Origin of the sequence: Micromonospora sicca, assembly GCF_003172935.1 — a bacterium.
Classification (GTDB): Bacteria; Actinomycetota; Actinomycetes; order Mycobacteriales; family Micromonosporaceae; genus Micromonospora; species Micromonospora sicca.
This window is the reverse complement of sequence record NZ_QGKS01000052.1, coordinates 1-12,902: the sequence shown is the minus strand read 5'-3', so window position 1 is coordinate 12,902 and position 12,902 is coordinate 1. Positions and strand designations below refer to the sequence as shown.

At 74.8% G+C, this 12,902-nt stretch carries 9 protein-coding genes and 1 pseudogene; 9 read left to right on the top strand and 1 reads right to left on the bottom strand.

Annotated features, from left to right (window positions below; all coding sequences use genetic code 11):
• Positions 1 to 142: 142 nt before the first annotated feature.
• The 4 genes and pseudogenes from DKT69_RS40920 to DKT69_RS00730 all read left to right on the top strand — a co-directional run.
• Positions 143 to 370, top strand: a pseudogene (locus tag DKT69_RS40920) (hypothetical protein); the annotation flags it as partial.
• A gap of 21 nt (positions 371 to 391) precedes the next feature.
• On the top strand, positions 392 to 1,243 hold the full coding sequence (locus tag DKT69_RS00740; protein WP_109799680.1) for a TlyA family RNA methyltransferase: 852 nt from the start codon (positions 392 to 394) through the stop codon (positions 1,241 to 1,243).
• Complete coding sequence (locus tag DKT69_RS00735) at positions 1,240 to 2,124, top strand: NAD kinase (RefSeq protein WP_089015032.1); 885 nt, start codon at positions 1,240 to 1,242, stop codon at positions 2,122 to 2,124. Before DKT69_RS00740 ends, DKT69_RS00735 begins: the two co-directional genes overlap by 4 nt.
• Before the next feature lie 197 nt (positions 2,125 to 2,321).
• Entirely contained in the window at positions 2,322 to 6,050 is a 3,729-nt protein-coding gene (locus DKT69_RS00730; RefSeq protein WP_109799679.1) for a S8 family serine peptidase, read from the top strand.
• A 181-nt stretch (positions 6,051 to 6,231) separates the two neighbouring features.
• Here DKT69_RS00730 and DKT69_RS00725 read toward each other — a convergent pair whose 3' ends face one another.
• Positions 6,232 to 7,230, bottom strand: coding sequence for a helix-turn-helix domain-containing protein (locus DKT69_RS00725; RefSeq protein WP_236647232.1), 999 nt, complete (start codon positions 7,228 to 7,230; stop codon positions 6,232 to 6,234).
• 81 nt (positions 7,231 to 7,311) lie between these two features.
• On the opposite strand from DKT69_RS00725, the gene recN reads away from it, so the two are divergent.
• The 5 genes from recN to DKT69_RS00700 form a co-directional block, all read left to right on the top strand.
• Positions 7,312 to 9,069: a DNA repair protein RecN gene (gene recN / locus DKT69_RS00720; RefSeq protein WP_109799677.1), complete on the top strand. Its 1,758-nt coding sequence runs from the start codon at positions 7,312 to 7,314 to the stop codon at positions 9,067 to 9,069.
• A 118-nt stretch (positions 9,070 to 9,187) separates the two neighbouring features.
• Positions 9,188 to 10,366, top strand: coding sequence for a putative cytokinetic ring protein SteA (gene steA, locus DKT69_RS00715; protein WP_109799676.1), 1,179 nt, complete (start codon positions 9,188 to 9,190; stop codon positions 10,364 to 10,366).
• Between the two features lie 27 nt (positions 10,367 to 10,393).
• Positions 10,394 to 11,335 carry a copper transporter gene (locus DKT69_RS00710; protein ID WP_109799675.1) on the top strand — a complete coding sequence of 314 codons (942 nt, stop codon included), beginning with the start codon at positions 10,394 to 10,396 and terminating at the stop codon, positions 11,333 to 11,335.
• A gap of 62 nt (positions 11,336 to 11,397) precedes the next feature.
• Positions 11,398 to 12,264 (top strand): hypothetical protein, encoded by an 867-nt coding sequence (locus DKT69_RS00705; protein WP_109799674.1) that lies wholly within the window; start codon positions 11,398 to 11,400, stop codon positions 12,262 to 12,264.
• 1 nt (position 12,265) lies between these two features.
• On the top strand, positions 12,266 to 12,902 hold a 637-nt coding region (locus DKT69_RS00700), incomplete at its 3' end, for a lipid II flippase MurJ (protein ID WP_255420171.1).

The window sequence follows — 12,902 nt, the reverse complement described above, 5'->3', positions numbered from 1 at the left end:
GTCGAGGCCACCGTCAACTACGCCACCGAGAAGGCCACCGTCCGGTACGCCGACGAGGTCAGCCCGGCCGACCTGATCGCCACCGTGGAGACGACCGGCTACACCGCCGTCGTCCCGCCGCCGCCCCGGCCCGCCCCCCGGCCCGCGTCCCGGCCCGCCGGCCGGCGCGCGCCCGGGTCCGCCGCCCGGGACCCGCCCCGGCCCGGCGCCCTCGGTCGAGGACGTCGAGGACGCCCGGCACCCCGCGGTCGACGCCGCCGTGCAGGCCATGATCAACGCCGCCACACTCTCCCCGGCGGACCAGATCGCCCAGTACGAGGCGGCGTACGAGACCCTGCGCGAAACCCTGGCCAGCATCGACCAGGCCTGACCCACCGGAGAAGAACCACCCATGGCACGTCGCAACCGGCTGGATGCCGAACTCGTCCGCCGCGGCCTGGCCCGCTCCCGGGAGCAGGCCGCCGCGCTGGTGGAGGCCGGCCGGGTCCAGTTGCGCGGGGTGCCGGCCCGCAAGCCCGCGGCGATGGTCGACCCCGCCGACCCGTTGCTGGTCACCGGCGAGGACCCCACCGCCGAGTACGTCTCCCGGGGCGGCCACAAGCTGGCCGGCGCCCTCGCGGCGTTCGCCCCGGGCGGGCTGACCGTGGCCGGGCGGCGGTGCCTGGACGCCGGCGCCTCCACCGGCGGCTTCACCGACGTGCTGCTGCGTGCCGGCGCGGCGGAGGTGGTGGCGGTCGACGTCGGCTACGGCCAGCTGGCCTGGCCGCTGCGCACTGACGAGCGGGTGCGGGTGTTCGAGCGCACCAACGTCCGTACGTTGACCCCGGAGGCCATCGGCGGCGAGGTCGGCCTCACCGTGGCCGACCTGTCGTTCATCTCGCTGCGGCTGGTGCTGCCCGCGCTGGCCGGCTGCACCCGGGCCGAGGGTGACCTGGCGCTGATGGTCAAGCCGCAGTTCGAGGTCGGCAAGGAGCGGGTCGGCGCGGGCGGGGTGGTGCGCGACCCGGAGTTGCGGGCCGAGGCGGTGCTCGACGTGGCCGCGGCGGCGGCGCAGCTCGGGCTGGGCCTCGCGGACGTGGCCGCCAGTCCGCTGCCCGGGCCGAGCGGCAACGTGGAGTTCTTCGTATGGTTACGCCGGGGCGCGCCCACCGCGGACCCGGAGCGGGTTCGCGCGGTCGTGGCAGCCGGCCCCGAGGGCGTCCCACCACCCGCGGATCCCACGATCGAGGAGGTCGCCCGGTGAGCCGGACCGCTCTGCTGGTGACGCACACCGGCCGCCGACGCAGCACCGAGCACGCCCGCGCGGTGGCGGCGGACCTGATCGCCGCCGGTTTCGAGGTACGGGTGGTGGCCGAGGAGGCCGACGACCTGGACCTGCCGGGCGTCGTCCCGGTCACCGGCCCGGAAGCCGCCGAGGGCGCGGAGATCGTCTTCGCGCTCGGCGGCGACGGCACCTTCCTGCGCGCCGCCGAGCTGGCCCGGCCGGCGAAGGCCCCGCTGCTCGGCATCAACCTCGGCAAGGTGGGCTTCCTCGCCGAGGCCGAGATCGACGACCTGGACTCGGCGGTCCGGGACGTGGTCGGGCGCAACTACACCGTCGACGAGCGGCTCACCCTCGACGTGACCGCCGAGTTCGAGGGCGGCCCGACCATCGAGTCGTGGGCGCTCAACGAGATCAGCGTCGAGAAGGGCGAGCGGGCCCAGATGCTGGAGCTGCTCGTCGACGTCGACGGCCGCCCGTTGTCCCGGTACGGGTGCGACGGGGTGGTCTGCGCGACCCCCACCGGCTCCACCGCGTACGCGTTCTCCGGTGGCGGGCCGGTGGTCTGGCCGGAGGTGGAGGCGTTGCTGCTGGTGCCGATCAGCGCGCACGCGCTGTTCAGCCGGCCGCTGGTGACCGCGCCGACGTCGACCTTCGTGATCACCGTCGACCCGTTCACCACCCTGGCGGTGCTCTGCTGCGACGGGCGGCGGGTCTACGACCTGCCCCCGGGGGCCCGGGTGACGGTGCGCCGGGGCGCGCTGCCGGTGCGGATCGTCCGGCTCCGGGCCCGCCCCTTCACCGACCGGCTGGTCGCCAAGTTCGACCTGCCGGTGCAGGGGTGGCGCGGCAGCCGCCGCTGACGCGGGCGCCCGTCGCCGGTCGCCGCCCGGCGGCAACCCGCCGGACATCCGGCGGCCCGGCCCGGTTGTCCGTTGTCCACCTGGCGACATGTCGCCGATGCGGCGGGCCGCAGCTAGTGACCATCCGATGATCTCCGTCGCAGACTCCGAGTGGTCGATCTCCTGGGATCGACCCTCGGAGTAGAGGAGCACATCGCATGCATTGGCCTCCACGCTGGCTCACCGCCGGCGCGGTCGGCGCGTTGGTGATCGGGCTCGCCGCACCGGCGTCCGCCGACCCGCCCGTCCGGCCCATCCCCCCCGTTCCGGCCGCGCCCGTTCCGGGCGTCGCGCCCGTCCGCCTCACCCTGATCACCGGCGACCAGGTCGACCTGGTCCAGGCCGCGCCCGGCCGGGTCGCCGCCACGGTCCACCCCGGCCCCGGCCGGGAGCGGATCACCTTCCACACCGTGGAGGCCGACGGCCGGCTGCGGGTGCTGCCCAGCGACGTCGTGCCGTACGTCTCCGCCGGGGTGCTCGACTCCAACCTGTTCGACGTGGAGGAGTTGGCCGCCGAGGGCTACGGCGACGCCGCGCAGGGCGCATTGCCGCTGATCGTCCGTTACCAGCAGCCGGCCGCCGGGCGGGTGCGGCCGCTCGCCGGCGCCACCGCCGCCCGGCCGCTGGAGAGCATCAACGGCGCGGCGCTGCGGGTCGGCAAGGGCGACCTCGGCGGCCTGTGGACCACGCTGCGCGGCACGCCGGCGGCCCGGACCACCGCCGGCACACCCCGGCTCGGCGCCGGCATCGCCCGCGTCTGGCTGGACGGGCGGGTCCACGCGGATCTGGAGCACAGCGTGCCGCAGATCGGCGCCCCGGCCGCCTGGGCGGCCGGCCGGGACGGCACCGGCGTCCGGGTCGCGGTGCTCGACACCGGAGTCGACGCCGGCCACCCCGACCTGGCCGGCCGGATCGCCGAGGCGCAGGACTTCTCCGGCAGCGGCAGCGCCCGGGACGGGCACGGCCACGGCACCCACGTGGCCTCCACCATCGCGGGCAGCGGCGCCGCCTCCAACGAGCTGCGCAAGGGCGTCGCCCCCGGCGCACAGCTGCTGATCGGCAAGGTGCTCGACAACAACGGCAGCGGTTACGGCTCGGACATCATCGCGGGCATGGAGTGGGCCGCCCACTCCGGCGCGAAGGTGGTCAGCATGAGCCTCGGCGGCGACCCGAGCGACGGAACCGACCCGATGAGCCTGGCGGTCAACGACCTCACCGCCGAGACCGGCACGCTCTTCGTGATCGCCGCCGGCAACTTTGGTGAGGCGCGTAGCGTCGGGACGCCTGGCGCGGCCAGTGCGGCGCTCACCGTCGGCGCGGTGGACCGTGACGACAATCTGGCCGACTTCTCCAGCCGCGGCCCGCGCCTGGGCGACAACGGCCTGAAGCCGGAACTCACCGCGCCGGGCGTCGGCATCGTCGCCGCCCGCGCCGCCGGCACCACCATGGGTACGCCGGTGGACGACGCGTACACGCGGGCGTCCGGGACGTCGATGGCCACCCCGCACGTCGCCGGCGCGGCGGCGATCCTCGCCCAGGAACACCCGGACTGGACCGCCGGGAAGCTCAAGGACGCGCTGGTCAGCACGACGAAGGCGAACCCCGCGCTGACCGTCTTCGAGCAGGGCGGCGGCCGAGTGGACGTGGCCCGCGCGCTGAGCCAGCGGGTGTACGGCACGGCCACCGCCGACTTCGGCCGCGTGAACGCCGGCGATGCGGTGGCGGAGCGGACCGTGACGTACACCAACGGCACCTCGTCCCCGCAGACCCTGCGGCTGGCCCTGGAGCTCCGCAACCTGGACAGCGGCGCCGCCGAGGCCGACGGCGTCTCCGTCGGTTCCGAGGTGACGGTGCCCGCCGGTGGCAGCGTGGCCGTGCCGCTGCGCGCCGACCCGGCGAAGCTGGACCGCGGGATGTACGGCGGGTGGCTGGTGGCGACCGGTGCGGATGGCGTGGCGGTGCGCACCGCCGTCGGACTCACCCGCAAGGGCCCGCTGCACACCGTCACCCTGCGCGCGCTGGACATGGCCGGGCAGCCCGGCGTGGCGACGGTGTTCACCCTCTTCGGCGAGCACTCCGAGTCGGACCAGATCGGTTGGATCCCTGGCGAGGCGCAGGTGCAGGTCGAGGAGGGCCCGTACCTGCTCGGGGGGCTGTTCCAACACGGCACCCCGCAGCACGAGCAGCGCACCCTGGTCACCGATCCCGAGCTGATGGTGACCCGGGACATGACCGTGGTACTCGACCCACGCAAGGGCACCCCGGTGCGGATCGAGACGCCGAAGCCGACCGAGCAGCGGGCGGTGATCAGCTTCTACGAGCACCGGATCTTCGGCAACGGCCGGCAGGTCGACCACGGCACGATGGAGTTCAGCACGGTCGAGCAGGTGAACGTCACGCCGACCCCGCCGGTGCGCGAGGGCGAGTTCGAGTTCGCCTCCCGCTGGCAGCTGGTCGCCCCCATGGTGGACGCGAAGGTCAGCAACGTCTCCGGGCCGCTGGACATCAACCTGCTGCGCCAGTCGCCGGCTCCGGACGGCCGGCGGAAGCTGCCGCTGGTGTGGGCGGGCGACGGCACCCCCGCCGAGCTGTCCCGGGCCGGGGTCCGGGGTGCGGCCGCGCTGGTCGCCGGCAGCCCCGACCGCACCGATGAGAGCCAGATGGTCGCCGATGCCACCGCGGCCGGCGCCGCGATGGTGCTCATCGTCCGCCCGGCGGAGTGGAGCGCGTGGACCGACTGGGCGCCCGACGGGGATCGCCTGCCGATCCCGTCGATGGTGGTGGCGTACGACGGCGGGCAGCGGATGATCGCGGCGGCGAAGGCCGGACGCGTGACGCTGGACCTGACGCTGACTCCGAACAGCCCCTACCTGTACGACGTGTGGCAGGTGTCGAAGGGGCGGATCCCGGATCACATCGTGCACCGGGTGACCGCGGACAACACCGCCGAGGTGACCGCCAGCTACGCCGACACCGGCGGGTTCGACTGGGCCGAGGAGCAGCGGTTCGGCTGGCGGCCATGGCAGGAGTACTCCTGGATGGACGAAAAGCGGTTGGTGCGTACCGGCACCGTGAGGCAGGAGTTCGTCAGCGCCGGGGACAACTGGTGGCAGCAGCGGGTGCTGCACCGGCTCCAATGGTCCTGGGGCCGGCTGCTCGGGGGCGCCGTCCAGCAGCCCCGGCAGTACGCCGCCGACGACCGGGTCACCGAGACCTGGTACGCGCCGGTGGTCCGGCCGGCCGTGCCGGCGGGTTCCGGGGCGCCGGTGCCCACGCGCACCGGGGACACCCTCGACCTGCGGGTGGCCGAGTTCGTCGACGCCGACGGCCACTACAGCTCGGCCGGGTTCGGCGAGGAGCAGGACACCGTCGAGCGCCGGCTGAGCCGGGACGGGCAGCAGATCGCCGACCTCTCCGGCGGCTGGGCACCGGTGCCGACCACCCCGGACGCGGCCCGGTACCGGCTGGACGTCACCACCCAGCGCTCCTCGGACGAGTGGCGGTGGGCCACGCGTACCGAGACGGCCTGGCAGTTCACCTCGGCCCGGCCCACCGGTGACGTCGCCCAGCCGCTGTCGCTGCTGCAGGTGGACTACCAGGTCCCGGCGGACCTGCGGGGCGAGGTGCCCGGCGGCCAGCCGCACAAGGTGGGGCTGACCCTGCGCCAGCCGGCCGGCGTACCGGCGCCGACCGGCGTCGGGGTGCGGGTCGAGGTGTCGTTCGACGGCGGGCGCAACTGGCGGACCGTGCCGGTGCACGGCTCGGGCGCCCAGTTCACCGCCACGGTGCCGGCCGGACGCGGCACGGTGTCGCTGCGGGTGCACGCCGGCGACCGCGCCGGGAACACCGTCGACCAGACCGTGGTCGACGCGTACGGGCTGCGCTGAGCCGACGCCCGCGCGGTCACCCCCCTCCGCGCGGGCGTCCCGTCGGGCCGCCGGGGTTCCCACCAGGGGGTGGCGGGAACCCCGCGGCGCCCCGGCCGATGGTCCGGCTCCGGGTTGCGTCCTCGGGATGACGCAGACCCGGGCCGGCCGACGGCCGGTGGTCGTGGAATGTCGGACGGGTCTACAGCCAGCCCCGGCGGGCGGCCTGGTACGCCAGACCCGGTCGGGTATCGACCCCGGCCAGGGTCATCAGGTCGGCGAGCCGCCGCTGGATGGTGCGGCGGCTCACCCCGAGCTGAGAGGCGATGGACTTGTCCGGCACCCCCGCCACGAAGAGCGACAGCAGCAGCCGCTCGTCGGCGTCCGGGCCGCCGTCGGCGGCGGGGCCGGCCCCGGGCAGCAGCGGGGTGGCCGCGGTCCAGTGGCTGTCGAAGAGGGCCAGCAGCGCGTCGAGCAGCTGGCTGCGGCCGATCACGGCGGCGCTCGCCTCGCCGCTGGCCCGCTCGGGCACCAGCGGGCAGACCGCGGTGGCCCGGTCGGCGATGGCCAGGCGTACGGGGAGCAGACCGGTGACCCGGGCCTGCTCACCGCTGCGGACCGCCTTCTCGACGTCGGCGAGGGCGTCCGGCTCGGCCAGCAGGTCGCGTTCGTAGATCGCCCGGTAGCTGACCCCGCGGGCCAGCGCGGCGAACTCCTCGACGTTCTCCGGGCCCGGCATGGCCAGCGGGTTGGCCCGGCAGAACCAGAGCACCTCGACGCGGGCGTCGTCCTGCAGCCGGCGCAACCGGGCGCGCAGCGCGTCGGGGCCGGTGACGATCTCGACCAGGTGGTCCGCGTCGTGGCGCCGTACGCCGGCCCGGTACTCCTCGGTGAGCTGGGCGACCCGGCGGCGGGCGGAGTCGAGGGACTGCTGCTGGCGCAGCAGCTCGTCACCGAGGGCCACGTCCGGGGGCAGCGGCCGCAGCGGCGGGTCGGGTTCGGCGCCGGCCGGGGCGACCAGCCCGCAGTCCCTGAGTCCGGCCAGCGCCCGGGCGACCCGGTCGGCGGGCAAGGGCACCTGCCGGGCCAGTTCCGCCGGCCCGGCGGCGGAGACCCGCAGCAGCGCACGGTAGACCTGTTCCTCGTCCTCGCCCAGGCCGAGTATCCGCAGCACCTGCCGCCCACCGCTCGTGGAGTCCACGAGCGGAGATGGTACGACCGGCCGCCGCGCCGCCCGCGCCGGCTGGTCAACTGTCGGTGGCCGCGTCTACTGTCGGGTGCTGTGCTGGAAGAGCTGCGCATCACCGGACTGGGCGTCATCGAGGACACCACGCTGCCGTTGACCGGCGGGATGAACGTCATCACCGGCGAGACCGGTGCCGGCAAGACCATGGTGGTGACCGGCCTCGGCCTGCTCTTCGGCGGCCGGGCCGACGCCGGGCGGGTGCGGGCTCAGCCGGGCCGGGCGCTGGTGGAGGGGCGGCTGCGCCTCGACGGCCGGGTGGCCGACACCGTGCACGCCCGGATCACCGACGCCGGCGGCGAGCCCGACGAGGACGGCGCCCTGCTGCTGAGCCGTACGGTCACCGTGGAGGGCCGGTCCCGGGCGCACGTGGGCGGCCGGAGCATGCCGGTGTCGATGCTCGGTGAGGTCGGCGAGCAGGTGGTGGCCGTGCACGGACAGTCCGACCAGCTGCGGCTGCTGCGTCCGGCCGAGCAGCGGGCGGCGCTGGACCGGTTCGCCGGCCCGGCGCACGAGAAGCTGCTCGACGCGCTGCGCGAGGCGTACACCGGGTGGCGGGCGGTGGTCGACGACCTGGCCGACCGGCGGCGCAACGCCCGCGAGCGCAACCAGGAGGCGGACCTGCTCCGGCTCGGCCTGGACGAGATCACCCGGGTCGACCCGCAGCCCGGCGAGGACGACGAGCTGAAGGCGGAGGCGCAGCGGCTGGAGCACGCCGAGGGGCTGCGCACCGCCGCGCAGCTGGCCCACCAGTGCGTCGCCGGCGGTGTGGAGGCGACCGACGAGACCCCGGACGCGACCGCGCTGCTCGGCACCGCCCGGCGCACCCTGGAGGCGCAGGCCGGCACCGACCCGGCGCTGGGCGAGCTGGCGGTCCGGCTGGAGGAGGCGGCCACCCTGGTCGCCGACGTCTCCGCGGAGTTGTCGGCGTACCTGGCGGCGCTGGACGCGGACCCGGCCCGGTTGCAGGTCATCTACGAGCGGCGGGCGGCGCTGCGCGCGCTGACCCGCAAGTACGCCGACGACGTCGACGGGGTGATCGCCTGGGCCGAGCGGGCCCGCACCCGGCTGTCCGACCTGGACACCTCCGACGACCTCCTGGACGAGCTGGACCGGGAGGCGTCCCGGCTGGCCGGCGAGGTGGCCGAGCTGGCCGGGCGGGTCTCCACCTCCCGGCGGGACGCGGCGGTCCGGTTCGCCGAGCAGGTCACCGTCGAGCTGGCCGGGCTGGCCATGCCGCACGCCCGGATCGAGGTGGCGGTGCTGCCCCGCCCGGCCGGTCGGGCCGAGCCGAGCCTGCCGGTCAACGGCGCGGAGGCCGGCGTCGGCCCGGACGGCGCGGACGAGGTGGAGCTGCGGCTGCTGGCCCACCCGGGCGCACCGGCGCTGCCGCTGCAGCGGGGCGCGTCCGGCGGTGAGCTGTCCCGGGTGATGCTCGCCATCGAGGTGGTCTTCGCCGGCTCCGGCGGCCCGCCCACCCTGGTCTTCGACGAGGTGGACGCCGGCGTCGGCGGGCAGGCGGCGGTGGAGATCGGCCGCCGGCTGGCCCGGCTGGCCCGCAGCCACCAGGTGCTGGTGGTCACCCACCTGCCCCAGGTCGCCGCGTTCGCCGATCGGCACCTGGTGGTGGCGAAGGACACCGGGGGAGCGGTGACCACCAGCGGGGTCCGGGTGGTGGAGGACACGGAGCGGGCTCGGGAGCTCGCCCGGATGCTCGCGGGTTTGCCTGATTCCGATCTGGGTATCGCGCATGCCGAGGAACTCCTGGCCGTGGCAGCCAAGGAAAGGCGCCCGTGACGCCGGGATTGTGAGCGCAAGCACACCGGCGTGCGCCCGGGTGTGCTTCCCTGGGTAGGCGGCCCTGCTCAGGCATGTCGCGACAGCAAACCCTGCCTCACATGCCAGGATGGTCACGATGCGTCTACCCACGTTGCGCCGGACCCGGAACACGGAACCGGGCTCAGTCCTCGGCACCGCGCGCCTCGACCGCCGTACGAAACGGCTGGTGGGCCGGCTCCGACCCGGCGACATCGCGGTCATCGACCACGTCGACCTGGACCGGGTGGCGGCCGACTCGCTGGTCGCCGTCGGCGTCGCCGCGGTGCTGAACGCCAAGCCCTCGGTCTCCGGGCGCTACCCCAACCTGGGGCCCGAGGTGCTGGTCGCCGCCGGCATCCCGCTTCTGGACGACCTGGGTGAGAGTGTCTTCGAGCAGATCCGCGAGGGCGACACCGTCCGGATCGAGGGCAACACGGTCTTCGTCGGCGAGGAGCCGGTCGCGCACGGCGCGCTGCAGGACGCCGAGACGGTCGCCAAGTCGATGGCGGACGCCCGGGAGGGGCTGTCGGTCCAGTTGGAGGCGTTCGCCGCCAACACCATGGACTACCTCAAGCAGGAACGTGACCTGCTGCTCGACGGGGTCGGCGTGCCGGACATCCAGACCCAGATCCAGGGCCGGCACTGCCTGATCGTGGTCCGCGGCTACGACTACAAGGCCGACCTGGACGTGCTGCGCCCGTACATCCGGGAGTTCAAGCCGGTGCTGATCGGCGTGGACGGCGGCGCGGACGCCCTGGTCGAGGCGGGCTACACCCCCGACATGATCATCGGTGACATGGACTCGGTCACCGACGACGTGCTGCGCTGCGGCGCCGAGGTGATCGTGCACGCCTACCCGGACGGGCGCGCCCCCGGCCTGCCCCGGGTCAACGGCCTCGGGGTGCCGGCGATCACCTTCCCGGCCGCCGCCACCAGCGAGGACCTGGCCATGCTGCTGGCCGACGAGAAGGGCGCCTCGCTGCTGGTCGCGGTCGGCACCCACGCCACGCTCGTCGAGTTCCTCGACAAGGGCCGGGGCGGCATGGCCTCCACCTTCCTCACCCGGCTGAAGGTCGGTGGCAAGCTGGTCGACGCCAAGGGCGTGAGCCGGCTCTACCGGCAGAGCATCTCCGGTTCCTCGCTGCTGCTGCTGGTCCTCTCGGCGGTCGCCGCGATGGCCTCCGCGGTGGCGGTCTCCACCGTCGGGAAGGCGTATTTGGGCGTGGTCTCCGAATGGTGGGACAATTTCGTGTTCCAGCTCGGCCAGCTCTTCTAGCTCCCCGACGATCAAGAGGCTGCAAGCGTGATCAACTTCCGCTACCACGTGGTGTCCCTCACCGCGGTCTTCCTGGCGTTGGCGATCGGCCTGGTGGTCGGCACGGCCGCCCTCAACGGGCCGGTCGCCGACTCGCTCAAGGAGAACGTCAACGCGCTGCGCAAGGACAACCAGCAGATGCGCCAGTCGGTCAACAGCCTGCAGAAGGAACTGGACATGGAGGAGGACTTCGCCGCCGAGATGGCGCAGGTCGTCCTCCCCGGCAAGCTCACCGGGCGACGCGTGCTGGTGCTCGACCTGCCCAGCGGCCGGGAGCACACCGACGGTGTGGTGAAGATGCTCGAACTCGCCGGCGCGAACGTCACCGGGCGGGTCGACCTGCAGGACAAGTTCATCAACCCGGACAGCAACAACAACCTGCTGGAGCTGGCCGTCACCGCCGCCCGCCCGAACAGCGCCCCCACCTCGGGCCTGCCGGGCAACGGGCACGGCGTGGAGACGTCCAGCGCCCTGCTGTCCAGCGTCCTGCTCGACCGCCCCCAGGGCAGCCCGCCGGTCTCCGACGCGGACCGCCGGGCCGTGCTGACGGCGTACTCGAACGCCGGCTATCTCAGCACGGAGGACAAGGTCACCGGGCCGGCCGAGGCGGTGATCCTGATCAGCGGCCAGCCGTACGTGGACAAGGACTCGGCGAAGAAGGACGAGTCGGTGGTGAAGGTCGCCGAGCAGTTCGACCGGACCGGCGCGATCGTGGTCGGCGGCAACGGCTCGGCCGGCGGCAACGTCGTCGCCGTGGTGCGCGGCGACCCGGTGCTCTCCCAGACCATCTCCACCGTCGACAACGCCAATACCGTCCAGGGTCAGCTGGTCACCGCGCTCGCCCTGGTGCAGCAGCTCACCGAGAAGAAGGCCGGCCAGTACGGTGTCGGCGACAACGCCGCGGCGCTGCTGCCTAAACTGCCCCAGTGAGGCGGCGGACCGTTGTCCGGTCTGCACCGCATCGCGTACGGCATCCGGATCGGAGGGGTCGCGTGACCAGGTGGGGTCGGCTGCTGGCCGTCGGCGCGGGGGCGGTCGCCGCCCGGTACGTGCTGCGGGAGGTGCGTACCGCCCCGGTGGGGCCGGCGCTGGAACGGACCAACTTCCGCGGGCGGACGGTGACCCTCGCGGCCGGCCCGGCGCTCGCGGTCGGCGCCGCCACGGCCGGTGCGCTCGGCGCCGGCAGCACCCCGTCCGGAGCGGCCGCGCTGGTCGCCGGGCTCGGCGCGGGCGCGGTCGGGCTCTACGACGACGTGGTCGGCGCGCGCCCGGAGCAGAAGACCGCCAAGGGTTTCGCCGGTCACCTCGCCGCCCTCCGGGAGGGGCGGGTCACCGCCGGCCTGCTCAAGATCGTCGGGGTGGGCGCCGCCGGCCTCGGCGCGGCCGCGCTGCTCGCCTGCGACCCCCGGGTCGCCGCCCATCCCCGCCGGCAGCGCCACGGCGCCCTCGGCCGGGGCGTCGACGTGCTGCTCGGCGCCGGCGTGGTCGCCGGCACCGCCAACCTGCTCAACCTGCTCGACCTGCGGCCCGGCCGGGCGCTGAAGTCCGGCATGCTGCTCGGCGTGCCGCTGGCCGGCGGCGCGCACGGCGGGATCGCCGTCGGCGCGGTCGGCGCCGCCGCCGGGCTGATCCGCGATGACCTGGACGAGCGGGTGATGCTCGGCGACAGCGGCGCCAACGCCCTCGGCGCCCTGCTCGGCGTCAGCCTGGCCGCCCGGACCGGACCGCTCGGCCGGGCCGGCGTCCTCGCCGTGCTCGCCGCGCTCACCGCCGCCAGCGAGAAGGTCAGCTTCACCCAGGTGATCCAGCGGACCCCGGGGCTGCGGGAGCTCGACGCGCTGGGCCGGCTCGACGACTGACGTGAAGAAACCGGCACCCCTCGCCGGCGCCGGCCGGGTGGCCGGAGCGGCCGCCCTCATCGCCGTGCTCACCGTGGTCAGCCGGCTCGCCGGCTTAGGTCGTACCGCGGTGTTCACCTGGACCCTCGCCCCGACCGACCTCGGCGGCGCGTACGTCGTGGCGAACAACCTGCCCAACTTCATCTTCGAGATCGTGGCCGGCGGGGCGCTGGCCAGCCTGGTCGTACCGCTGCTCGCGGGTGCGGTGGAGGCCGGCGACCGGCGGGGCGTGGCCGCCACCACCGGCGCCCTGCTGACCTGGACGCTCAGCCTGCTGGTGCCGCTCGCGGTGCTGCTGGCACTGCTCGCCGACCCGCTGATCGGGCTGCTCGGCCCCGGTCTCAGCCCGGAGCAGCGACAGGCCGGCGCGCGGATGCTGCTGGTCTTCGCGCCGCAGTTGCCGTTGTACGGTGTCGGCATCGTGCTCACCGGGGTGCTCCAGGCGCACCGGCGGTTCGCCTGGCCGGTGCTCGCGCCGCTGCTGTCCAGCATCACCGTCATCGCGGTCTACCTGGGCTTCACCGCCGCCGAGGGGCGGCTGGCGACCGTCGGCGAGGTCGGCCGCGGCGGCGAGTTGCTGCTCTCCGGCGGCACCACGC